Origin of the sequence: Saccharothrix syringae (assembly GCF_009498035.1) — a bacterium.
In the GTDB taxonomy this organism is placed as follows: domain Bacteria; phylum Actinomycetota; class Actinomycetes; order Mycobacteriales; family Pseudonocardiaceae; genus Actinosynnema; species Actinosynnema syringae.
This window is the reverse complement of the sequence record NZ_CP034550.1, coordinates 8,118,808-8,141,062: the sequence shown is the minus strand read 5'-3', so window position 1 is coordinate 8,141,062 and position 22,255 is coordinate 8,118,808. Positions and strand designations below refer to the sequence as shown.

The following is a 22,255-nucleotide window of genomic DNA, read 5'->3' as shown; positions in this document are numbered from 1 at the left end:
GTGTCACGCTCCTTCACCAAGACGGGCGGGCCGGCCGACGTCGACGACGTGGGCGACCGCGGTGGCGGGGTCGAGCCGGACGTAGTTCTCCCGGCCCCAGCGCCAGGTCTGCCCGCTCACCCCGTCGTGCGCGGGGAAGTGCTCGGGCAGGCCCAGGGCGTCGAGGTCCAGGCGCACCGTGCCCTCCTGGGGCGCGTGCGGGTCGAGGGTGACGACGCAGACCACCGCGTCGCCGGTGGCCGGGTCGGTGCGGGAGTAGGCGATGAGCCGGTCGTTGTCCACGTCGTGGAACCGCAGCCCGCGCAGCCGGCGCAGCGCCGGGTGGGCGCGGCGCAGCTCGTTGAGCCTGGTCAGCCAGGGTTCCAGCGACCGGCCCTCGCGCCGGGCCCGCTCGAAGTCGCGGGGCCGCAGCTGGTACTTCTCCGAGTTCAGGAACTCCTCGCCGCCCTCCCGCAGCACCTCGTGCTCGTGCAGCTCGAAGCCGGAGTAGACGCCCCACGTCGGCGCGAGCGTCGCGGCCAGCGCGGCGCGCAGCGCGGACATCGCGGGCAGGCCGGCCTGGAGCCCCTTCGGCAGGATGTCCGGGGTGGTGACGAACAGGTTGGGGCGGGCCTCGTGGGCGTGGGCGGCGAGTTCGGTGCCGAACGCGGTCAGCTCGGCCTTGGTGTCGCGCCAGGTGAAGTAGGTGTAGCTCTGGTCGAAGCCCAGCCTGGCCAGCCCGTAGAGCCGCGCCGGTCGGGTGAACGCCTCGGCCAGGAACAGCACGTCCGGGTGCTCGTGCTTGACCTGCGCGATCAGCCGGTGCCAGAAGTCCGGCGGCTTGGTGTGCGGGTTGTCGACCCGGAAGATCCGCACGCCCTGGCCGATCCAGTGCCGCACCACCCGCAGCACCTCCTGGTGCAGGCCGCGCGGGTCGTTGTCGAAGTTGAGCGGGTAGATGTCCTGGTACTTCTTCGGCGGGTTCTCCGCGTGCGCGATCGTCCCGTCGGCCAGGGTGGTGAACCACTCGGGGTGCCCGGTCACCCACGGGTGGTCCGGCGCGCACTGGAGCGCCAGGTCCAGCGCCACCTCCAGGCCCAGCTCGTGCGCGCGGTCCACGAAGGACTTGAAGTCGACCGGCGTGCCCAGCAGCGGGTGCACCGCGTCGTGGCCGCCGTCCTTCGAGCCGATGGCCCACGGCGAGCCGACGTCGTCGGGGCCCGCAGTGATGGTGTTGTTGCGGCCCTTGCGGTTGACCTCGCCGATGGGGTGGATCGGCGGCAGGTAGACCACGTCGAACTTCATCCGCGCGACGCGCTCCAGCTCCGCGGCGGCGGTGGCGAACGTGCCGTGCACCGGGTCGCCGTGCTCGTCCCACCCGCCGGTGGAGCGGGGGAAGAACTCGTACCAGGAACCGTAAAGCGCGCGGGGCCGGTCCACCCGCAGCCGGTGCGTGGCACCGCGGCTGACCAGGTCGCGCACCGGGTGCTCGCGCATCGCCCGCGCCACCGGCGCCGCCAGCGCGGGCGCCACCCGCCCGCCGGGCGACCGCGAGGTGTCGGCCAGCGCGCGCGCCGCGTCCAGCAGCGCGGCCCGCTGCTCGCGCGGCCGCTTCACCGCCGCGGCCCGCCGCAGCAGCGCCACGCCCGCGGCCAGGTCGTTGGCCAGCTCGGCGGCGCCCTGGCCCGCGTCGAGCTTGGCCCGCACCGCGTGCGCCCACGTCGTCCACGGGTCCGACCAGGCGTCCACGCGGAAGGTCCAGGTGCCGGGCCGGTCGGGGACCACCGCCGCCGACCAGCGGTCCGCGCCCGGGTCGACCGGGGTCATCCGGGTGTGCCGGGGCGCGCGGTCCGCCGGCCCCCGCCACACCACGGTCGCGCCCGCCGCGTCGTGCCCCTCGCGCCACACGACGGCGGTCACCGGCACGTGCTCGCCCACGACCGCCTTCGCCGGATAACGCCCCGCGGCGACCACCGGCATCACATCATCGACATAGATTCGGCCGGACATCGCTGCCGTCCTTTCTCGGTGGATCACTCGAATCATGCCGGAGCGCGGGAATGCCGATAACGCGTGCTCGATCGGTTCCGAAACCGTCCTGCCTGCGGTTTCCGCAGGAGCTGACGGAGTGCGTCAGCGCAGTTCAGCCGGTGTTCCGCGTTAACTCCCGGGCTTTATTGAACGGAGTGCCGGCGTGGCCGCCCGGTCGTCTTGTCGGGTGCGGTCCGCACTGGTGCACTTGCTCCGGCGGGCGAATTCGACCCACCTGTCGACAACGGCCACGGAGAAATGATGACGAAGAAGATCCTGATCGTCCTGTCGGAATACGGCTACTGGGGCGAGGAACTGCTCGGCCCGGTCGCCACGTTCGACGAGCAGGGCTACCAGTCGGTGTTCGCCACGCCCACCGGCGCCCGGGCCCGCGCGCTGCCGCCCAGCCTCGACCCCGGCTACGTCGACCCGCCGCTGGGTCGCTCGGTGACCACGCCGGAGGTCGCGGTCGCGGCCAAGGAGCTGGACGAGTCGTCCCGCCTGGACAACCCGATCAGCCTGGCCGAGTGGATCCCGGAGCGCCCCTACTTCAGCGAGCCCGACCACCTGCGCCGGCTGGAGGCGTACCACCGGGAGCTGGCCAACCTCGACGACGACATCCGGCAGTTCGACGCCCTGGTCGTCGTCGGCGGCTCGGGCCCGATCGTGGACCTGGGCAACAACGAGCGGCTGCACGAGCTGGTCCTGGCGTTCCTGCGGGCGGACAAGCCGATCGTCGGCGAGTGCTACGGCGTCACGCCGCTGGCGTTCGCCCGCGACTGGGAGGACCGGCGGTCGATCATCTGGGGCAAGCACGTCACGGGCCACTGCAAGGAGTACGACTACAAGGACGGCACCGGCTTCGTCGGCGTCGACTTCAACATGGGCCCGCCGCCGTTCCCGCTGGAGTACGTCCTGCGCGACGCCACCGGCCCCGATGGTCGCTACCACGGCAACGTCGGCAAGGAGGTGTCGGTGATCGTCGACTACCCGTTCATCACCGCCCGCTCCACGCCGGACTCGTTCCCGGCCGGGGAGAAGCTGGTCGAGGTCCTGGAATCGGGCCTGCGCCGGTTCGGCTGGTGACCCGCCACAACGGATCGGGAGGGGAGCGGTCATGACCGCGAGGCCGGGGAAGGTGGCCGTCTTCGAGCAGTTCGCCGCGGACGGCTTCACCCGGATGTTCGGCAACCCGGGCACCGTCGAGGAGGGCTTCCTGGACATCCTGGACGGCGTGCCGGGCTTCGAGTACGTGCTGGCGCTGCAGGAGACCGTCGCCATCGCGGTGGCCGACGGCTACGCCCGGGCCACCGGCGGGCCCGCGCTGGTCCAGCTGCACACCGGCGTGGGGCTCGGCAACGGCGTCGGCATGCTGTACCAGGCGCTGCGCGGCCACTCGCCGCTGGTGGTCGTCGCCGGCGAGGCCGGGGTGCGCTACGACGCGATGGACGCGCAGATGGCCACCGACCTGGTCGCCATGGCGCGGCCGGTGACCAAGTGGGCCACCCGGGTGACCCACCCGGCGTCGCTGCTGCGCACGCTGCGCCGGGCGGTGAAGACCGCCATGACCGCGCCGCGCGGCCCGGTGTTCGTCGCGCTGCCGATGGACGTGCTGGACGCGGAGAACACCGAGCCGGCCCGCCCCAGCACCGTGCCCAGCCAGGCGGTCGTGCCGGTGCCGGCGGAGCTGGACCGGGCGGTCGCCGCGCTGACCGGCGCCTACCACCCGGTGGTCCTGGTCGGCGACGGCGTGTCGGTCTCCGGCGCCCAGGACGAGCTGACCCGCGTCGCCGAGCTGCTCGACGCGCCCGTGTGGGGCCTGGACTCCTCCGAGCTGAACATGGACAACACCCACCCGCTGTGGCGGGGCCAGCTCGGCCACATGTTCGGCGCGCACAGCGAGCGGCAGGTCGCCGACGCCGACGCCGTGCTCATCGTGGGCACCTACGCCTTCCCCGAGGTGTTCCCGGTGCTGCACAACCCCTTCCGGGCCGACGCGCAGGTCGTCCACGTCGACCTGGACACCCACGAGATCGCCAAGAACCACCCGGTGGACGTGGCCCTGGCCGCCGACCCGAAGCCCACCCTGGCGGCGCTGGGCGAACGGCTGCACGCCGCCGGCCGCCGGCCCACCGCGCGCTCCTCGGCCGTGTGGCGGCGGCCCAGGCCCGAGCAGGACGCGCCGATCGCGGAGCTGTTCGCCGCCGAGCTGGCCGAGCAGGGCGGCAGCGACCTGGTGATCTTCGACGAGGCGCTGACCGCGTCGCCCGCCCTGACCAAGTACCTGCCACCGCGGGTGAAGGGCAACTACTTCCTCACCCGCGGCGGGTCGCTGGGCGTCGGCATCCCCGGCGCCATCGGCGCCAAGCTGGCCCGGCCCGACGCCGACGTCATCGGCTTCACCGGCGACGGCGGCTCCATGTACACCATCCAGGCGCTGTGGACCGCGGCCCGCGAGGGCGTGGCCGCCAAGTTCGTCATCTGCAACAACCACCGCTACGAACTGCTCGACCGCAACATCGAGGAGTACTGGCGCGAGCGCGGCATCGACCGGCACGAGTACCCCACCGGGTTCGACCTGGGCCGGCCCGAGATCGGGTTCGTCGAGCTGGCGCGCGCCCTGGGCGTGGACGGCATGCGCGTGGAGAAGCCCGGCCAGGTGGCGGGCGCGGTGCGGCGGATGCTCACCGCCACCGGTCCGTTCCTGGTCGACCTGGTCACGAAGTAGCGGGGGGAACCTGTCATGCCGAACCTGCCGCGGCGCGAGGACGGCCGGCTGTCCGGCCGCACCGTCGCGATCCTGATGGAGACCGACTACGTCGAGCCGGAGATCGCCTACTACGAGCGCCGGTTCGCCGAGGAGGGCGCCGCGATCGACTACCTGACCCGGCTGTGGGGGCGGGAATCGATCACCTTCACCGGCCACGAGCACCAGGTGCCGCTGACCGTCACCGGCGACCTGGAGGCCGTGGACGACGCCGCGCTGCGCGGCTACGACGCGATCATCGTGCCCTCGGGCATGGTGTCCGACCGCCTGCGCTACACCGAGGACGTCAACACCAAGGCACCCGCCGTCCGACTCCTCGAACGCGCCTTCGCCACCCCCGGCGTCCTCAAGGGCCTGATCTGCCACGGCATGTGGCTGGTGGCCCCCATCCCCGAGGTCGTCGCCGGCCGCCGCGTCACCTGCCACAACAACCTGATCGGCGACGTGCGCAACATGGGCGCCGCCTACACGGACCAGGACGTCGTGGTCGACGGCGACCTGGTCACCGGCCGCAGCGCCGACGCCGCCCACCTGTTCGCCCGCACCCTGATCGACCTCATCGCCGCCCGCGCCCCGGTGGGCACCCTGCGCTCCCGCCAACGCATGCTGCGCGGCTTCGGCACCGCCCCACCCCCGCGCCACGCCGCCCCCTGACCCGCGCGAGTCGAACCCCCAGCCCCCTCGTGTCGAACCTCCAGCCCCCCCGAATTCCACACTCAACCCCCGCGTGTCCTCCACTCGGACACCGCGTGTCCTCCACTCAGACACCGCGTGTCCTCCACTCAGACACCGCGTGTCCTCCACTCAGACACCGCGAGTCCGCCACTCCGACACCGCACCGATTGGACGACCGATGGTCGCTGACAACCGCCTGGACTTCGTGTTCTCCGACCTGGTCGCCGGCTACGTGGTCGGGTACGACCCGACCCGCGGCGCGCTCGACCTGCGCACCAGCGACGACCGCCGGGTGCGGGCCGGGATCACGCGCGAGACCCGCGCGGAGATGGTCCACAACCTCGGCGAGCCGCCGGTGGGCGTGCCCGAACCGATGTCCGACCTGCTGCTGCCCGGCCGGCACGTGTTCGTGCACGGCGTGTTCTACCCGGAACGGGGCGGCACCGCGTTCGACGCCAAGCGGGTCGTGCTCGTCGGCCCCGGCCACGCCTACCGGTTCGAGGAACCCGACTGGTGGCAGCGCCAGCTGCGCGAGCTGGCCCGGTTCTACCGCCACGCCCAGTTCGGCGCGGCCAACCCCGTCGACTTCGCCGACTACCGCACGATCCTGCGCCTGGGCGGCGACAAGGCCGACGACCACGTCCAGGAGACCGACACCATCTCCCGGCTGGTCTACGGCATGGCCTCGGCGTACCTGCTCACCGGCGACGAGGACTTCCTCGGCGTGGCCGAGCGCGGCACCGAGTACCTGCGCGAGAACATGCGGTTCGTCGACCGCGACGAGGACGTCGTCTACTGGTACCACGGCATCGACGTGCGCGACGGCGTCCAGTCCCGCTGCTTCGCCTCGGAGTTCACCGACGACGCCCAGGCCATCCCCGCCTACGAGCAGATCTACGCCCTGGCCGGCCCCACCCAGACCTACCGGATCACCGGCGACCCCCGCATCGCCGCCGACGTCGACGGCACCCTGCGGCTGTTCGACCGCTTCTTCCGGGACCCGGTGCGCGGCGGCTACTACTCGCACGTCGACCCCATCCTGCTCAGCCCGCACCACGAGTCGCTGGGCCAGAACCGGTCGCGCAAGAACTGGAACTCCATCGGCGACCACGCGCCCGCGTACCTGATCAACCTCTACCTCGCCACCGGCGACGAGCGGCACGCGCGGATGCTGGAGGAGACCTTCGACCTGATCGTCGCCCACTTCCCCGACGCGACCAGCCCGTTCGTGCAGGAGCGCTTCCACGGCGACTGGTCGCCCGACCGGGGCCACGGCTGGCAGCAGGACCGCGCGGTGGTCGGCCACAACCTCAAGATCGCCTGGAACCTGACCCGGATGAACGCGATCAGGCCCAAGGCCGCCTACGCCGAGCTGGCCGACCGCATCGCCCGCTCCCTGCCCGCGTTCGGCCGCGACCGGCAGCGCGGCGGCTGGTACGACGTGGTGCAGCGGACCCCGGGCGTCGGCCGGGACACCCACCGGCTGGTGTGGCACGACCGCAAGGCGTGGTGGCAGCAGGAGCAGGCCGTGCTGGCGTACCTCGTCCTGGCCGGCACCACCGGCGACCCCGAGTTCCTGCGGCACGGCCGCGAGGCGCAGTCGTTCTACAACGCGTTCTTCCTCGACCACGACGAGGGCGGCGTGTACTTCAACGTGCTCGCCGACGGCCACCCGTACCTGCTGGGCACCGAACGGCTCAAGGGCAGCCACTCGATGTCGATGTACCACGCGGCCGAGCTGGCGTACCTGGCCACCGTGTACGGCCGGCTGCTGCTGGGCGGCGGCCCGCTGTCGCTGTGGTTCAAGCCCCGCGCGGACGGGTTCGGGGACCGCGTGCTGCGGGTCGCGCCGGACGCGCTGCCCGCGGGTGCCGCCCGGCTGGAGTGGGTGGAGGTCGACGGGCGCCCCTACGCCGACTTCGACCCGGTCGCGATGTCGGTGCGGCTGCCCGACTCCGCGCACGACCTGACCGTGCGGGCGCACCTGGCGCCGGTCGAGGAGCCGTCGTGACGGGGTTCGAGGTGCGCGCCGGCCGGCCGCTGCCGTTCGGCTCGACCCCGGTGCCGGGCGGGGTGAACTTCTCGGTGCCGTCCAACGACGCCACCGCGGTGACCCTGGTGCTGTTCCGGCGCGGGGAGCCGGAGGTGCTGGCCGAGCTGCCGTTCCCGGGGGACTTCCGGGTCGGCGGGGCGTGGGCGATGACCGTGCTGGGCGTCGACCCGGACGAGGTCGACTACGGCTACCGCGTCGACGGGCCGTTCGACCCGCGCGCCGGGCACCGGTTCGACCCGGCCGCGGTGCTGGTCGACCCGTACGCGAAGCTGCTGGCCGGCGCCGAGGAGTGGGGCGTGCGGCCGGTGCGGTACGAGCCGACCGCGTGGCGGTCGCGGGTGGTGCGCGACGGGTTCGACTGGGGTGACGACCGGCGGCCCGGCATCGCACCCGAGGACCTGGTGGTCTACGAGGCGCACGTGCGCGGGTTCACCCGGCACCCGAACTCCGGCGTCGCGCACCCCGGCACGTACGCCGGGCTGGCGGAGAAGATCCCCTACCTGGTGGAGCTGGGGGTCAACTGCGTCGAGCTGATGCCGGTGTTCGAGTTCGACGAGTTCACCGGCTCCCGGCACGACCCCGGCAGCGACACCTGGTGGTACAACTACTGGGGGTACAGCACCGTGGGCTTCTTCGCCCCCAAGGCTTCCTACGCCGCCGGACCGTCCCCTGTGGACGAGTTGAAGTCCCTGGTCCGGCAGCTGCACGCGGCCGGCATCGAGGTCGTGCTGGACGTGGTGTTCAACCACACCGCCGAGGGCGACGAGCACGGGCCGACGATCTCGTTCCGCGGCCTGGACAACCGCGCGTACTACATGCTCACCCCCGACGGCGGGTACCACAACTTCAGCGGCACCGGCAACACGGTCAACTGCAACGACCCGGTGGTGCGCGGCTTCGTGCTGGACTGCCTGCGGTACTGGGCGGCGGAGTACCGGGTCGACGGGTTCCGGTTCGACCTGGCCGCGATCCTCTCGCGCGGGCCGGACGGCGCGGTGCTGGCCAACCCGCCGCTGGTGGAGGCGCTGGCCCGCGACCCGGTGCTGCGCGACTGCAAGCTGGTCGCCGAGGCGTGGGACGCCGCCGGCCTGTACCAGGTGGGCAGCTTCCCCGGGCACCGGCGCTTCGCCGAGTGGAACGGCCGCTACCGGGACGCGCTGCGCCGGTTCCTCAAGGGCGACGAGGGCGTGGCGGGCGAGCTGGCCACCCGGTTCGTCGGCTCGCCCGACCTCTACGGCGACCGGGAGCCCGCCGCGTCGGTCAACTTCGCCACCGCGCACGACGGGTTCACCCTCGCCGACCTCGTGGCGTACAACGACAAGCACAACGAGGCCAACGGCGAGGGCAACCGGGACGGCGACGACGGCAACCACTCGTGGAACGGCGGGGTGGAGGGGCCGACCGACGACCCCGCGGTGCTGGCGCTGCGGGAGCGGCAGGTGCGCAACGCGTTGTTGCTGCTGTTCACCAGCCAGGGCGTGCCGATGCTGCCGGCGGGCGACGAGGTCGGCCGCACCCAGCACGGCAACAACAACGCCTACTGCCACGACAGCGAGCTGTCCTGGTTCGACTGGGACCTGGTCAAGCGCAACGAGGAGCTGCTGGAGTTCACCCGCAGGGTGATCGCGTTCCGGGCGGCGCACCCGGCGCTGCGGCGGCGCGGCCACCTGGTCGGCGGGCGCGACGTGACGTGGCACGGGGTGCGGGTGGGCGAGCCCGACTGGTCGGCGGGCGGCAGGCTGCTGGCCGCGGCGGTGCGGTGCGGTGACGACCACGTGTACGTGGCGGCCAACGCGCACTGGGAGGGCGTGGAGGTGGCGCTGCCCGACCTGCCGTGGGCGCTGTTCGCCGACACCTGGGCCGGCGTGGTGCGCGAACCCGGGCGGGAGGCGCCGCTGACCGACCGGTCGCGGCGGTGGGTGGGACCGCGGTCGGTGGTGGTGCTGACCGCGCTCGGTGAGGGGTGAGGGAATGAGCTTCGAAGCGAAGAGCCACGTGTGGGACGGGATTGCCACGATCCGGCTGCGCGGTGAGCTGGAGGCCAAGGCCGCCGGGCGGCTCAACCGGGTGATCGAGGACGTGTCGGCGCACCCGCTGCACCGGATGGTGCTGCTGATGGACCAGTTGAGCTACCTGTCGTCGGCGGGCCTGCGCAGCCTGGTGTACGCGCACCAGCGGCTGGGGCGCGGGGTGGAGATCGTGCTGGTGGGCACGCGGCCGGAGGTGGCCGAGACGATCCGGTTGACCGGGTTCGACCGGAGCGTGGTGATGCAGGAGCCGACCGGCGCATGACCGACGACGTGGGCACACCGGACGCGATCGGCCCGCGGGTCGCGGACCTCGTGCGCGGGCTGGCCGAGCGGGCCGCGCTGAGCCGCGGGCAGGCGTACCGGCTGCGGTTGGCGGCGGACGAGATCGCCACGAACATCATCGTGCACGGGTACGGCGGGGTCGGGCGGGTCGAGGTGTGCGGCGGGGTGGACGGCGACCGGGTGTGGGTGCGGACGGAGGACTGCGCGCCGCCGTTCGACCCGCGCGGGCACGACGTGACCGCGCTGCTGGCGACGGACCCGGCGGAGCGGCCGCTGGGCGGGTTCGGGCTGCACGTGGCCATGGCGGGGCTGGACGAGTTCCACTACGAGCACGTGGACGGGCGGAACCGGAACACGATGGTGGTGTGCCGGCGGTCGGTCGAGCACGGCGGGGGACCTGCCTGAGTGACGGACTCGCGGGGGCTGAGTGTTGAACTCGCGGGTGCTGGGGGTTCGACACGGGGGTGCTGGGGGTTCGACTCGCGGGGGAGGGGTTGGTGGTGGTTGCGGTGGGGCGCTGGGAGGTGGAGGCGTTGAGGACCGGGGTGCCCGAGGTGCTGGTGGTCGGGGCGGGGGCCGGGGTGGGGGAGGTGGTCGAGGCGGTGCGGGAGGCCGGGTTCGGCGTCGGGCGCATCGGTGTGGGTGAGGTGGGGGAGGGTGAGGTGCGGCCCGGGGTGGTGCTGCTGGCGGCGTCGATGGGGTTGGCGCGGGCGCTGGTGGTGAGCAGGCGGTTGGCCGAGGTCGGGGCGGGGCACGTGGCGCTGGTGTTCGACGACGGCGACCTGGCGGCGCTGGAGGCGTGCGTGCGGGCCGGGTTCGACTACGTGGCGCGGCCGTTCTCCCCGACCCTGCTGCGCGGGCGGCTGCTGTCGGCGTGGGAGCGCGGCGGCGGGCCGGTGGCGGCGGAGCGGGTGGCGGTCGAGGAGACGGTGCGCGACTACGAGCACGACCTGGTCGTGGCGCACGACGTGCAGGCCGGGTTCCTGCCGGAGGCGCTGCCCGAGGCGCCCGGCTGGGAGTTCGCCGCCCGCTTCCGGCCGGCCCGCCTGGTCTCCGGGGACTTCTACGACGGCTTCGAGCTGCTCGACGGGCGCCGGCTCGGGTTCGTCGTGGCCGACGTGTGCGACAAGGGCATCGGCGCCGCGCTGTTCATGGCCCTGATCCGGACCCTGCTGCGGCACAACGCCGAGCACACGCCCGCGACCCGGGTGGCCGACGGCGGTCCCGCCCTGTCGCCGCGGCTGGCCTTCGGGTCCGGCCCGCTGGTGCAGGCGGTCGTGGACACCAACCGCTACCTGGCCCGCAACCACCTGAAGCAGGGCTACTTCGCCACGGTGTTCTTCGGCGTGCTGGACCCCCTGTCCGGCGGCCTGGTCTACATCAACTGCGGCCACAACCCGCCCGTGGTCGTCCGCGCCGACGGCACCCGCACCACGCTGCCGCCCACCGGGCCCGCGCTGGGCATGCTCGCCGACGGCGAGTACCGCCTGGGCCACGTCCACCTCAACCCCGGCGACTCGCTGTTCGCCTACACGGACGGGGTGGTGGAGGCCCGGGACGCGCGGGGCAGGCAGTTCGGCGCGGACGCGATGCTCGGGGCCGTGCGGCCGCGGCGGTCGGCGGAGCAGCTGCTGGAGTCGGTCGACGGCGCGCTGCGCCGGCACGTGGACGGCGCGGTCCAGTTCGACGACATCACCATGCTCGGGCTGCACCGGGTTGACGCCGCCCCCATGTTAGGGAGGGTTCCACTGCAACCTTGGGAGGTCGGCGGGTCCGGGCGGGTGCCCAAGCACCGCGCCGGCGTCGCGCGCCGTTCCTGAGGTACCCCGGGAAGGGGCGCGGAAAACCTGGTGGGGAACCGTTGGCGGGCAGTGAAAAGGGGGCCCCGGGCGGGGCCCCCTCCGGCGTGGCGGGGTCACATGGTGGTGATCATGCCGCCGTCGATGGAGAAGTCGGAGCCGTGGACGTTGGCGGCGCGGTCGCTGGCCAGGAACAGCACCACGTCGGCCACCTCCTCGGCCTTGGTGAAGCGGCCGGTGACCATGCGGCTCGCCATCTCCTTGAGGAACGCCTCCTGGTCGACGCCGACCGCCCGCACGACCGTCGGCGCGATGCCGTCCTCGCGGGTCCACAGCTCGGTCTCCACCGGGCCGGGCGAGACGGTGTTGACCCGGACGCCCTTCGGGCCGACCTCCTTGGACAGCGCCTTGGAGAAGTTGCTCAGCGCGGCCTTGCCCGCGGTGTAGTCGTACACGTCCGGGTCGGCGAGGAAGGACATCACCGTGCTGACGTTGACGATGTTGCTCCCGGCCTTCAGGTGCGGCAGCGCGGCGCGCGTGGCCCGGACCGCGACGAGCAGGTTGACGTCCAGGCCCCAGGTCCACTGTTCGTCGGTGATGGACAGGAACCCGCCCATCCTGGGCCGCACGCCGCCGACGTTGTTGACCAGGACGTCGACCCCGCCGAACGCGGACACGGCCTCGCCGACGAGCCGGTCGGCGGCCTCCTGGGTCGACAGGTCGACGCTCAGCGCGCGCACCGCGCCACCCGAGGCGGCGACCAGGGCGCGGAGGTCGGGGGTGAGGGTGCGGGCGCCGGCGACGACGCGCGCGCCCTCCTCGGCCAGCGCCCGCGTGACGGCCAGGCCGATGCCGCGGCTCGCGCCGGTCACCACCGCGACCCGGCCCGAAAGGTGCAGATCCATGCCTTCTCTCCCTTGGCTCGTTCCGGTGCGCGGCGTGCCGCGCGTAATTGAGAATAATTCCGGGATCGGCTTTCGGAACCATTTTCGGACAGGCTTCGTGCAGTGCCGGTGAATTGACGTAGTGCCTGGTGGAGGGATGTGTTGGCGGAGTTCTCGCGGTAATGTCCAGAGTGGGTTTTTCATTACTTCGGCGCGAGTGGGGTGGAATTCCGAATGGCTGTTGTCGAGACCATCAGGTTCCGGTTGGTCGACGGGTTCGACGAGGCGAAGTTCCGCGAGGTCGACATCAGGATGCAGCGCGAGTACATGGAGCCCAAGCCCGGCTTCGTGTCCCGCCAGTCCGCCGTCAGCGAGGACGGGGAGTGGCTGGTCGTGGTGACGTGGGCGAGCCGGGACGCCGCCCAGGCGGTCATCTCCGCCTTCTACGGCGCCCCCGAGACGCAGGACTTCCTGGCCGCCGTCGACCTGTCGACGGTGCGGTCGGGCAGCTACGCGCTCGTCGAGCACTGACCCGCGCGCCGAGGCGGTCCCGCTCGCGCGTCGAGCGGGACCGCCTCGGCACGGGGTCACCTCAGGAGGTCGAGCACGTCCCGCAGCACGCCCAGGTGCTCGTCGACCGACTTCAGGCCCAGCCCCATGGTGCTCACGCACAGGTGCGTGGCGCCCAGCTCGCGCCACCCGTCGGCGAACGGGGCCCACCGCCCCCGCGGCACGTCGGCGAGCACGAGCCGCGGCTCGAAGCCGATCGCGGCGGGGTCCCGGCCGGCCTCCTCGGCGTGGGCGCGGACCCGGGCCACCATCGCCGCCGCGGTCGCGTCCGGCTGCCGCTGCGGCAGCCAGCCGTCGCCCAGGCGGCCCGCCCGGCGCAGCACCGCCTCCGCGTTGCCGCCGAACCAGACCGGGATGCGGCCGGCCGCCGGGCGCGGCTTGATGCCCGCGTCGTCGACGTGGTGCCACCGGCCCTCGAAGGTCACCGACGGTTCGGCCCACAGCCGCCTCATCAGCTCGACCTGCTCGGCGCTGCGCGCACCCCGGTCGGTGAACGACTCGCCCAGGGCCCGGTACTCGACCGGGTTCCAGCCGACGCCGACGCCCAGGCGCAGCCGCCCGCCGCTGAGCACGTCGACCTCGGCCGCCTGCTTGGCCACCAGCGCGGTCTGCCGCTGCGGCAGCACCAGCACGCCGGTCACCAGCTCCAGCGAGGTGGTCACCGCGGCGAGGTAGCCGAAGAGCACGAACACCTCGTGGAACGTGCTCTCGTTGTCGTAGAGGCGCCAGTCGGGACGGCTGCCCCGGCCCGCGCCGAGCACGTGGTCGAAGGCGAGGACGTGGGCGTAGCCCATCTCCTCGACCGCCAGGGCCCAGTCGCGGATGTCGGCCGGGTCGTCGCCGATCTCCAGCTGCGGGAAGATCGCGCCGATGCGCATGGTGTCGCTCCAGTCGTGAGGAGGGGCGCGGCAGCGGTGGGGGTGGCCGCTGCCGCGCCCCGCGGTGGCGTCGGGGGTCAGGCCGTCGGCGCCGGTTCCCCCGCCACCGCCCGCGCCACGTCCGGGCCGGCTTCCGGCGTGGGCTTGAGGAAGCTGGTCGCGTAGGCCACGACCACGCCGACCGAGCAGATCACCAGCGACGTCAGCACGGCACCCCGCGCGCCGCCCGCCGCCACGGCCGCCGCGCCGATCAGGGCGCCCACCGCGATGCCCGCGGTGATCGCGGACGCCGGCAGGGTGGCGGCGAAGTCGCGGCCCGGTCCGGCGAGGCCGACCACGCGGTACTGGATCGACGGCACGATGCCGAAGCCGACCACGCCCCACACGCCCAGCGCGACCGCGGCCACCACCGGGTTGGAGCCGGCCACGTACAGCGCCACCAGCGCCGCGACCACGAGCAGCCCGCCGACCACGATGGTGCCGGAGGCGTTGCGGTCGGCCGCCGCGCCGCCGAGGAACGTGCCCACGGCGTTGGCGATCCCGTACACCAGCAGGAAGATCGAGATCGTGCCGCCGGAGACGCCGGTGACGTCGGACAGGAACGGCTGGAGGTAGGTCAGGCCGGCGAACTGGCCGCCCATGAGCAGGAAGCCCAGGCCGAGCATGGCCAGCACCTTCGGCGCCAGGGCGTGCCGGGCCTGCGCGCCGAAGCCGCCCAGGCCCGAGTTCGGCACCGGCGGGATGACGGCGATGGCCAGCACGAGCGCCAGCACGCCGGTGACGATGATCGCGACGAACGACGCCTGCCAGCCCCAGACCTGGCCGACCAGGGTGCCCAGCGGGACGCCCAGCGCGGTGGACACCGCGACGCCGCCGAAGACGAACGAGATGGCCTTGCCCATCTTCTCCGGCGGCATCATGCCGGTGCCGACCGCGAACGCGACGCCGATGAACAGGCCGTGCAGCGAGCCGGTGAGCACGCGTGCCGCGAGCAGCAGGCCGAAGGCGCCGGCCACGACCGCGAGGACGTTGCCGAGGACGTAGGCGGCCAGGGAGATCTGGAGCAGTTGCTTGCGGGCGAACTTGATGGTGACGGCGGTCAGCAGCGGGCCGCCGATCGAGATGCCCAGCGCGTAGGTGGTGACCAGGCTGCCCGCCGCGCTGATCGAGACGCCCATGTCGTCGGCGATCAGGTTCAGGATGCCGACCACGATCAGCTCGGCGCTGCCCATGACGAACGCGCCGAGGAACAGGGCGGCCAGGGCCAGGTTGCTTCGCGCCCGGCTGAAACCGGGTCGCAGGTCTGCGGACATGTGCACCTTCCTCGGTTCTTCGGGTCCGGCACCGGGTTCGCGACCCGTCCGTGCCGGACGTCGCCCGCGGCCCGTGCGTGACGGGGTCTTCCGGATGTTAGGGAACGATCCCTATCAAGCTGTGGCCAACGGTAGTACAGCGGGGGCGGGTCGGCAAGGGGAGTTCGCGGGCCGTGTCACGCGGCCGATGTGACCTGCGGGAGGGCTGCGCGAGCCGGTGAACCCCGCAAGCCGGGAGGGCCGCCCCCGCGGGTGGCCCTCCCGGCGCCCTCCCTCAGAACAACGTCGGCACCGCGCTGAACGCGTTCTCCGGGTCGTACCGCCGCTTGAGCGCGAACAGCCTGGACGCGTTGGCCCCGTAAGCGACCCGCACCCGCTCGGTCTCCTCCGGCGCCAACAGGTTCTGGTACCCACCGGCCAGGGACAGCGGCGCCAGGTCCGCCGACAGCCGCTCGACCCACGCCCGGTGCGCCGCCCCGTCCTCGCCCGCCTCCCACGTGCCGACCACCTCGACCAGGTTGTGCGGTCGGCGCAGCGCGAACGCGGTCGACGCGACGGGCACCCGCGCCGCCGCGCCGTGGAAGTGGTGCACGAACACCCCCGAGTGCGGCGACGGGATCCGCGCGGCCGCGTCGACCAGGACCTCCGCCGCCTCCTCGCCGACCTCCGGCAGCTGCCGGTTCGCCGCGACCGTGTGCCTGCCGTCCACCACGACCGCGTCCAGCAGGCCCAGCACCTCCAGCGGGGACATCTGCCCCACCCGCGCGGAGACCGGCCTGCCCAGCGAGGTCAGCCGCCGGGCCCACTGCTCGCCCCGGCTCGGGTTGCCGCTCCAGGCGGGCAGCAGGTACAGCAGCGCCCGGCCGTCCGGGCCGGCGAAGAACCCGGTCATCACGGTCAGCTCGTCCGGCGCCGCCGCGGTCAGCTCGCGGTAGCCGCGCAGCACCGAGCGCGCCTGGGGCAGGTCGAACAGCACCATGCCCGAGGTCATCGCCCGCAGCGGGTGCGCCCGGTAGGTGGCCCGGGTGACCACGCCGAAGTTGCCGCCGCCGCCGCGCAACGCCCACAGCAGGTCCTCGTCCTCGCCCGCCACGGCGACCCGGCCGTCGGCGAGCACGACGCGCGCGTCGACCAGGTTGTCCAGGGCCAGGCCGTGCTTGCCGAGCAGCAGGCCGTAGCCGCCGCCCAGGGTCAGGCCCGCCGCGCCGACCGCCTTGACGGTGCCGAGCACCGCCGCGAGGCCGTGCCGGTCGGCGACCGCGGCCACCCCGCCCGCGGTCGCGCCGCCCTGCGCGCCCAGGGTGGAGGCGTACCGGTCCGCGGTCACCTCGCGCAGCCGGGTCAGGTCGACCACCAGGCCGCCGTCGCGCACGGCGCGGCCCGCCCAGTCGTGCCCGCCGCCGCGCACCGACAGCGGCAGGCCCCGCTCCCGGGCGGCGCGCACCGCGTGCACGACGTCGCCCTCGCCCGCGGCGCGCACCACGACCGCGGGCGAGCGGTCGACCGCGCCGTTCCACACCCGGCGCGCGCTGTCGTAGCCGGCGTCGCCGGCCACCAGCACGTCACCGGCCACCCGGCCGCGCAGCTCGGCCGCGACGGGTGCCGTCGATGTCGTCATCGTTGCTCCTCAACGCCCGCTCAGCGGTAGTCGACCCGCGCCAGCCCGAACTGCTCGGCCGCCACGATCGGGTCGAAGAACTCGTGGTACTCGTGGATGTGCCCGGTCTCGGTGAACTTGAAGATCGACACGTACGTGTTGCGGTACCGCTCGCCGCTGCGCAGCAGGCAGTCGCCCTCGAACCGGGCGATGACGGTGTTCCCGTCCTCCCACGTCTCGGTGATCGGGAACGACCAGCTCTCGAACATCTCCGGGGTGTCCTTCCACCGCGAGTACACGGCGGTCTTGCCGACGATGTGGCGCGGGAACATCCGGGTGCCGAAGGGGTAGTAGTGGTCGGCGCCCTCGGCCCACAGCTCTATCCACGCGTCGATGTCCTTCTCCTCCAGCAGCCGGAGGAACGTGTGCACGGTCCGCACGTTCCGGCTCGGGCCCCCGCCGGTCACGGTTTCCTCCACAGTGGACTCACGACCTGGCCTCGGGCCCGATGACCCAGTGCTCGCGGGTGACCAGCCGGTGCACGTACCGCGGGTTGACGAACGCCTCGTAGTCCTCGGTCATCAGCTTGTGCTCGGGGGACTCCAGGGCGTCGCGCAGCGCCTCCACGTCGTCGAACCACAGCTGGTAGGCGGCGTCCAGGGTCGGCTCGCCGATGCCGTACCAGCCGTCCACGGTGTGGCACTGGAGGTAGCGGCGCAGGCCCGGCAGCTTCAGGCCCAGCTCGCCGTGCTGGTGCAGGCTGTAGGCGCGGAAGTCCTCCAGCGACACGCCCTCCTTGCGCTTGACCAGGACCATCAGCTTGACCCACTGCTGCCCCTTGAACAGCGCGGGCCCGGCCTTGAGCTCGTGCGCCTCGGTGTCGAGCACGAGGGTCTGCCAGAACGCCGCCCAGTTGGGCTCGTCCGGGCGGGCGCCCTGGAGGAACTCCTCGCTCTGCAGCGAGGCGACCTGCTCCTCCGGGCGCAACCAGATCTCGGCCACGCCCCGCCACTTCGGGTCGCCGTTGCCGAGGTCGACGCCGGCGTCGAAGGTGGTGTCGATCAGGTACTTGCGGATCTGCGGGATCTTGCTCGCGTACCGCACGGCGTGCACGTCGACCCAGTAGTCCTGGAACTCCCGGACGGTCATGCCGGGCCTGGGCGAGGCGAAGATCAGCTGGTGGATCACGGTTTCCTCCCTCGGCTTCAGACCTGGTAGCGCTTGAGGACGTCCTCGGCGAACCCGAGGTAGTCGCGCAGCGGCCAGACCTCTTCGAACTCCAGGTACTCGCGCATCGGCAGCCGGCCCAGCGCGGTGCGGTCCAGCTCCTCGGCGCTGGGCGCGTCGATGATGCCGATGACCCGCTTCTGCGCGGCCACCTTCCACAGGCCCACGGCGAACCCGGAGTCCAGCGTCTCCTGGGCGTGCACCGCCTCCTCCTGCTCGATCTCCCACAGCTCGTCGAGCGTGATGCGGCCCTCGTGGTTCCACTTCATCTGGACGTAGAACAGCATGTCGCCTGCTCCTCGGTGGTTCAGCCGACCGCGGTGCGGATCAGCTCGGTCAGGGGGTGGTCGGCGCCGAACTCCGCGGTCGCCAGCGCCAGCGGCGTCCGGCCGTCGTGGCCCACCAGGTCCAGCCGCGCCCCGGCGTCGACCACGATCCGGGCGCACTCCTCGTAGCCGTGCCACAGGGCGTCGTGCAGCGGCGTGTAGCCGTTGGTGGCGCCCTGGAAGTCCAGGTCCACGCGCGGCCAGTTGGCGATCAGCCGGGTCAGCTCGACGTGCCCGTTGTAGACGGCCTTGTGCAGCGGCACCGCGCCGAACGTCGGCTCGGTGGCGTTGACGTCCGCGCCCGCCTCCAGCAGCAGCCGGGCGATCTCGGTGTGCCCGTCGCGGGCGGCCACCAGCAGCGGGGTGTGCGCGTCGTTGAAGCCGTTGACCACCGGGAACCGCTCGTCGACCGGCGCGCCGTCGCCGAGCAGCTTGCGCGTGCCCGCCACGTCGCCCTGGGTCACCGCGGCCATCAGCAGCTGGTCGGCGGCGCGGCGCTCGTCGCACGCCTGGCGCTCCTGGACGTACTGGTGCGCCCGCAGGATCTTCTCCTTGCCGGTGGTGTTGACGTTCAGCTCGTACTCGAAGTGCTGCCGCAGCGAGAAGCCGTAGTGGGTGGTCGTGTTCAGGCCCGCGCCCCGGTCGAGCAGGTACTTGGCGATCTCGGGGTTCTTGAACCACACCGCGTCCATCACCGGCGTGTGCCCGGTGGTCGGCGTCACCGCGTCGATGAACGCGCCCGCGTTCACCAGCGCGTCCACCACGGCCAGGGCACCGCCCTGGCACGCCTTGTGCAGGGCCGTCGCACCGCCGGCGCTGTCCACCGCGTGCACGTCGGCGCCCGCCGCGACCAGCCGGCGGGTCAGCTCGGCGTCGCCCCGGCCCGCCGCGATCAGCAGCGGCGTCAGGCCGCTGTCGGGGTCGCGGTGGTCGACGTGCGCGCCGAAGCGCAGCAGCTCGGCCACGGCGTCGAGGTCACCGCTCCAGCACGCGGCCACCAGGCGCTCGTCGCGGTCGGCGTTGAACGCCGCGACCTCGCTGTTGGGGTCGAAGTAGACCTTCCACGCCACGATCCGGCCGCCGTCGTCGACGACGAGCCGGTGCACGTCCTCGATCTCGAACTCCTGGCGGGTGCGGGTGTGCACGGCGCGGGTGTAGACCACCGCGTAGGCCGTGTCGCCCTCGGCGCGCAGGTCGCGCAGCTCGTAGTCCAGCACCTCGGTGGTCTCGGCGCGCACCGCGAACGCCCGGCGCACGGCGGGCAGCCCCACGTGGCGGCCCAGGTACGGGACGACCTCGTTCCACCGGTCGACCGGCAGCTCGAAGTCGATCGACCGGGACAGCGCCGACAGCGCCGAGTCCACGTCCCCCCGCTCCAGGTCGGTGAAGTAGCCCTCCACCACTCGGCGGGTCCGCTCACTGCTCATCGTGCCTCCACACTCGCTCGTGTTTCCTTCCGCGCCGCGTTGTCGGGGAAATCGGAGAACCCGACTGACGAGGTGTCGGGCGCGCATTCAGTAGTTCACGGGCCGGGGGTGCCGACAAGGCGCCCGGACGCACCTGGCCGGACTGCGTGAGGTCGTCGCACAACTGACGAAGTGCCCCCTGACCACGGCAATCGCCTTGTCGGCCGCTGCGCGGCGGTCGCACAGTAGCGATCGGAAGCCGGCCCCAATCCCCGTCGATACCGCGACAGGAGTGTGTTGACCGTGACCGCGGATGGCACCAATTCCCGAACAGTTCGGGAAGATGCGCTGGAGGTATTCCGGCAACTCGGTCTCACGACCGTTTTCAGCAATCCCAGCCACACCGAGATGAAGTTGTTCGAGCAGTGGCCCGACGACTTCCGGTTCGTCATGGGCCTCCAGGAGGCCGCCGTGGTCGGCATGGCCGACGGCTACGCCCAGGCCACCGGCGAGCCGTCCCTGGTGGTCATCAACGGCGGTCCGGGCACCGGCAACGCGATGGGCTCGATCTACACCGCGGCCAGCGCGCACACCCCGATGGTGATCATCGGCGGCCTGCAGGCCCGCCGGCTCCAGCAGGGCGCGCCGTTCCTCAACGCGCCCGACGCCACCCAGCTGCCCCGGCCCTACATCAAGTGGGCCGCCGAGGCGGCCCGGCCCCAGGACGTGCCCGCGCTGGTCGAGAAGGCGTACCACATCGCCAAGCAGGCGCCGCAGGGCCCGGTCTACGTGGGCGTGCCCGAGGACGACTGGGTGCGCCCGGCCAACGCCGAGCCCCACCGGGTGCGCTCGGTGCGGTCCGCGGTGGTGCCCGACCCGCGGGTGCTCGCCGACGTCGCCGACGCGCTCAACTCCGCCGCCAACCCCGCCATCGTGGCCGGCCCCGGCGTGGAGGCGGGCGGTGCGCGCCGCGACCTGATCAAGATGGCCGAGCGGCTCAACGCCCGCGTCTACGGCAGCCCGGTGTGGCCGCGCGGCGCGTTCCCGGAGAACCACCCGCTGTTCGGCGGCGTGCTGGCACCGCTGCCGGAGCTGATCAACGCCCGGCTCGGCGAGCACGACGTGGTGATCGTGCTGGGCAGCCCGGCGTTCACCCTGTTCACCACGGCCGACCTGTTCTCCACCGCGCCCGCGCCGCTGGACCGGGCCGACCCGCCGAGGCTGCCCGAGGGCACCAGGTTCCTCCACGTCACCGACGACCCGGAAGCCGCGGCCTGGTCGATGGCCGGGTCGAGCTTCGTCACCCCGCCCGCGGCGTTCGTGCGCGGGCTGGTGCCGCTGCTGCCGCAGCGCCAACGGCTGCCGCTGCCCGCCCTGCGCGAGGCCGCGCCCACGCCCGAGGCGTCCACCCCGATCACCGAGCCGTACCTGTTCCACCTGCTGGCGCGGGAGCTGCCCGCCGACGCCCAGGTGTTCGAGGAGCTGCCGATCGGCCGCGCCCCGTTCCACGAGCAGGTCCCGCTCGGCCCGGACAACGGCTACTACGCCACCGCCTCCGGCGCGCTCGGCTTCCCGTTCGCGGGCGCGGTGGGGCACGCGGTCGCGCGCCCCGACCTGCGCACCGTGGTCGTGGTCGGCGAGGGCTCGGCGCAGTACACGATCCAGGCGCTGTGGACGGCCGGGAAGTACAACCTGCCGGTCACCTTCGTCATCCCCGACAACTCCGGCTACCTGTCGCTGAAGTACTACCTCGACGACACCGGCCAGAAGGCGTGGCGGGAGGGGTGGGACCTCGGCGGCGTCGACATGGCGCAACTGGCCCGGGGCTTCGGCATCGCCGGCGAGCGGGTGGAGACGCCCGAGCAGCTCCAGGTGTCGCTGCGCCGGGCGCTGGCCGCCGACGGTCCCGTGCTGCTCGACGTCGTGGTCTCCGACCCCGGCCTGTTCCGGCTCTGAACCCAGGAAGGAGCGACCCGATGGAGGTCGTGGAGAAGGGCAGCCTGCCCACCGTGGTGATCGACGGCGAGGTGGCCGCGCACATCTTCGACGGTGGCGCGCACGGCACCACGTCGTCGGCGTTCATCGTCGACGTGGCCGTCGGCAGGGGGCCGCGCCGGCACCTGCACCCCTACGACGAGGTGTTCATCATCGTGGAGGGGCGGGTCAGCGTGGAGGCGGGCGGCGAGGTCCGCGAGGCCGGGCCGGACGAGGTGGTGATCGTGCGGACCGGTGTGCCGCACGCGTTCACCAACCTGGGGCCGGGCCACGCGCGGATGGTCAACATCCACGCGACCGACAAGGTCGTGACGGAGTTCGCCGGCGACCACGCGGCCGACCCGTCCTACCGGTACGGCCACAGCAGCTGAGGCGCCGAGTGCGCTGGTGGAGCCCTCACGCGTTCCGGAACCCGCGGAACCGCGTGGGGGCTCTGCCGCGTT

20 protein-coding genes are annotated in these 22,255 nt (G+C 72.9%); 11 read left to right on the top strand and 9 right to left on the bottom strand.

The genetic code is table 11. The features are described 5' to 3' along the window. Positions 1–3 precede the first annotated feature (3 nt). The gene (locus EKG83_RS33780; protein ID WP_033432945.1) at positions 4–1,989 is read right to left on the bottom strand and encodes a maltotransferase domain-containing protein; all 1,986 of its coding nucleotides are present in this window, start codon (positions 1,987–1,989) and stop codon (positions 4–6) included. Positions 1,990–2,271: 282 nt separating this feature from the next. On the opposite strand from EKG83_RS33780, the gene EKG83_RS33775 reads away from it, so the two are divergent. From EKG83_RS33775 to EKG83_RS33740, 8 genes are all read left to right on the top strand, one after another. Continuing rightward, a complete protein-coding gene (locus EKG83_RS33775) occupies positions 2,272–3,096 on the top strand; it encodes a type 1 glutamine amidotransferase domain-containing protein (RefSeq protein ID WP_033433029.1) in 825 nt (274 codons plus the stop codon). A 31-nt stretch (positions 3,097–3,127) separates the two neighbouring features. Then, a complete protein-coding gene (locus EKG83_RS33770; protein ID WP_033432944.1) occupies positions 3,128–4,738 on the top strand; it encodes a thiamine pyrophosphate-binding protein in 1,611 nt (536 codons plus the stop codon). A gap of 15 nt (positions 4,739–4,753) precedes the next feature. Then, positions 4,754–5,431, top strand: a complete 678-nt coding sequence (locus EKG83_RS33765) for a DJ-1/PfpI family protein (RefSeq protein WP_084716756.1) — start codon at positions 4,754–4,756, stop codon at positions 5,429–5,431. A gap of 199 nt (positions 5,432–5,630) precedes the next feature. After that, positions 5,631–7,463, top strand: coding sequence for an AGE family epimerase/isomerase (locus EKG83_RS33760; protein ID WP_033432943.1), 1,833 nt, complete (start codon positions 5,631–5,633; stop codon positions 7,461–7,463). After that, complete coding sequence (gene glgX / locus EKG83_RS33755) at positions 7,460–9,472, top strand: glycogen debranching protein GlgX (RefSeq protein ID WP_033432942.1); 2,013 nt, start codon at positions 7,460–7,462, stop codon at positions 9,470–9,472. The genes EKG83_RS33760 and glgX overlap by 4 nt, the downstream gene beginning before the upstream one ends. Before the next feature lie 4 nt (positions 9,473–9,476). Next, a complete protein-coding gene (locus EKG83_RS33750) occupies positions 9,477–9,797 on the top strand; it encodes an STAS domain-containing protein (RefSeq protein ID WP_033432941.1) in 321 nt (106 codons plus the stop codon). Continuing rightward, a complete protein-coding gene (locus tag EKG83_RS33745) occupies positions 9,794–10,222 on the top strand; it encodes an ATP-binding protein (RefSeq protein WP_033432940.1) in 429 nt (142 codons plus the stop codon). Before EKG83_RS33750 ends, EKG83_RS33745 begins: the two co-directional genes overlap by 4 nt. Positions 10,223–10,314: 92 nt before the next feature. Beyond that, a complete protein-coding gene (locus tag EKG83_RS33740; RefSeq protein WP_051766362.1) occupies positions 10,315–11,637 on the top strand; it encodes a PP2C family protein-serine/threonine phosphatase in 1,323 nt (440 codons plus the stop codon). 95 nt (positions 11,638–11,732) lie between these two features. On the opposite strand, the gene EKG83_RS33735 is transcribed toward EKG83_RS33740, so the two are convergent. Next, positions 11,733–12,521, bottom strand: a complete 789-nt coding sequence (locus tag EKG83_RS33735; protein WP_033432939.1) for an SDR family NAD(P)-dependent oxidoreductase — start codon at positions 12,519–12,521, stop codon at positions 11,733–11,735. A gap of 213 nt (positions 12,522–12,734) precedes the next feature. Here EKG83_RS33735 and EKG83_RS33730 point away from each other — a divergent pair, with 213 nt between their 5' ends. After that, a complete protein-coding gene (locus tag EKG83_RS33730; RefSeq protein ID WP_051766361.1) occupies positions 12,735–13,031 on the top strand; it encodes a hypothetical protein in 297 nt (98 codons plus the stop codon). A 56-nt stretch (positions 13,032–13,087) separates the two neighbouring features. Here EKG83_RS33730 and EKG83_RS33725 read toward each other — a convergent pair whose 3' ends face one another. The 7 genes from EKG83_RS33725 to EKG83_RS33695 form a co-directional block, all read right to left on the bottom strand. After that, positions 13,088–13,948, bottom strand: coding sequence for an LLM class F420-dependent oxidoreductase (locus EKG83_RS33725; protein WP_033432938.1), 861 nt, complete (start codon positions 13,946–13,948; stop codon positions 13,088–13,090). A 77-nt stretch (positions 13,949–14,025) separates the two neighbouring features. Continuing rightward, entirely contained in the window at positions 14,026–15,261 is a 1,236-nt protein-coding gene (locus EKG83_RS33720; RefSeq protein WP_033432937.1) for an MFS transporter, read from the bottom strand. A 274-nt stretch (positions 15,262–15,535) separates the two neighbouring features. Further along, entirely contained in the window at positions 15,536–16,879 is a 1,344-nt protein-coding gene (locus tag EKG83_RS33715) for an FAD-binding oxidoreductase (RefSeq protein ID WP_033432936.1), read from the bottom strand. Between the two features lie 20 nt (positions 16,880–16,899). After that, positions 16,900–17,289, bottom strand: a complete 390-nt coding sequence (locus EKG83_RS33710) for a nuclear transport factor 2 family protein (RefSeq protein WP_170191889.1) — start codon at positions 17,287–17,289, stop codon at positions 16,900–16,902. A gap of 55 nt (positions 17,290–17,344) precedes the next feature. Continuing rightward, the gene (locus tag EKG83_RS33705; protein WP_153278634.1) at positions 17,345–18,046 is read right to left on the bottom strand and encodes an EthD domain-containing protein; all 702 of its coding nucleotides are present in this window, start codon (positions 18,044–18,046) and stop codon (positions 17,345–17,347) included. Between the two features lie 17 nt (positions 18,047–18,063). Beyond that, entirely contained in the window at positions 18,064–18,372 is a 309-nt protein-coding gene (locus EKG83_RS33700; RefSeq protein WP_153278633.1) for a muconolactone Delta-isomerase, read from the bottom strand. A 20-nt stretch (positions 18,373–18,392) separates the two neighbouring features. Next, complete coding sequence (locus tag EKG83_RS33695; RefSeq protein WP_033432934.1) at positions 18,393–19,838, bottom strand: ankyrin repeat domain-containing protein; 1,446 nt, start codon at positions 19,836–19,838, stop codon at positions 18,393–18,395. 273 nt (positions 19,839–20,111) lie between these two features. On the opposite strand from EKG83_RS33695, the gene mdlC reads away from it, so the two are divergent. After that, the gene (gene mdlC, locus EKG83_RS33690; RefSeq protein WP_084716754.1) at positions 20,112–21,773 is read left to right on the top strand and encodes a benzoylformate decarboxylase; all 1,662 of its coding nucleotides are present in this window, start codon (positions 20,112–20,114) and stop codon (positions 21,771–21,773) included. A 20-nt stretch (positions 21,774–21,793) separates the two neighbouring features. After that, positions 21,794–22,183, top strand: coding sequence for a cupin domain-containing protein (locus EKG83_RS33685; RefSeq protein ID WP_051766357.1), 390 nt, complete (start codon positions 21,794–21,796; stop codon positions 22,181–22,183). Positions 22,184–22,255 lie beyond the last annotated feature (72 nt).

Coding starts and splice junctions, on each gene's coding strand:
- EKG83_RS33780 (WP_033432945.1), bottom strand. CDS start 1,989: ATGTCCGGCCGAATCTATGTCGATGATGTGATGCCGGTGGTCGCCGCG.
- EKG83_RS33775 (WP_033433029.1), top strand. CDS start 2,272: ATGACGAAGAAGATCCTGATCGTCCTGTCGGAATACGGCTACTGGGGC.
- EKG83_RS33770 (WP_033432944.1), top strand. CDS start 3,128: ATGACCGCGAGGCCGGGGAAGGTGGCCGTCTTCGAGCAGTTCGCCGCG.
- EKG83_RS33765 (WP_084716756.1), top strand. CDS start 4,754: ATGCCGAACCTGCCGCGGCGCGAGGACGGCCGGCTGTCCGGCCGCACC.
- EKG83_RS33760 (WP_033432943.1), top strand. CDS start 5,631: ATGGTCGCTGACAACCGCCTGGACTTCGTGTTCTCCGACCTGGTCGCC.
- EKG83_RS33750 (WP_033432941.1), top strand. CDS start 9,477: ATGAGCTTCGAAGCGAAGAGCCACGTGTGGGACGGGATTGCCACGATC.
- EKG83_RS33745 (WP_033432940.1), top strand. CDS start 9,794: ATGACCGACGACGTGGGCACACCGGACGCGATCGGCCCGCGGGTCGCG.
- EKG83_RS33735 (WP_033432939.1), bottom strand. CDS start 12,521: ATGGATCTGCACCTTTCGGGCCGGGTCGCGGTGGTGACCGGCGCGAGC.
- EKG83_RS33730 (WP_051766361.1), top strand. CDS start 12,735: ATGGCTGTTGTCGAGACCATCAGGTTCCGGTTGGTCGACGGGTTCGAC.
- EKG83_RS33725 (WP_033432938.1), bottom strand. CDS start 13,948: ATGCGCATCGGCGCGATCTTCCCGCAGCTGGAGATCGGCGACGACCCG.
- EKG83_RS33720 (WP_033432937.1), bottom strand. CDS start 15,261: ATGTCCGCAGACCTGCGACCCGGTTTCAGCCGGGCGCGAAGCAACCTG.
- EKG83_RS33715 (WP_033432936.1), bottom strand. CDS start 16,879: ATGACGACATCGACGGCACCCGTCGCGGCCGAGCTGCGCGGCCGGGTG.
- EKG83_RS33700 (WP_153278633.1), bottom strand. CDS start 18,372: ATGCTGTTCTACGTCCAGATGAAGTGGAACCACGAGGGCCGCATCACG.
- EKG83_RS33695 (WP_033432934.1), bottom strand. CDS start 19,838: ATGAGCAGTGAGCGGACCCGCCGAGTGGTGGAGGGCTACTTCACCGAC.
- EKG83_RS33685 (WP_051766357.1), top strand. CDS start 21,794: ATGGAGGTCGTGGAGAAGGGCAGCCTGCCCACCGTGGTGATCGACGGC.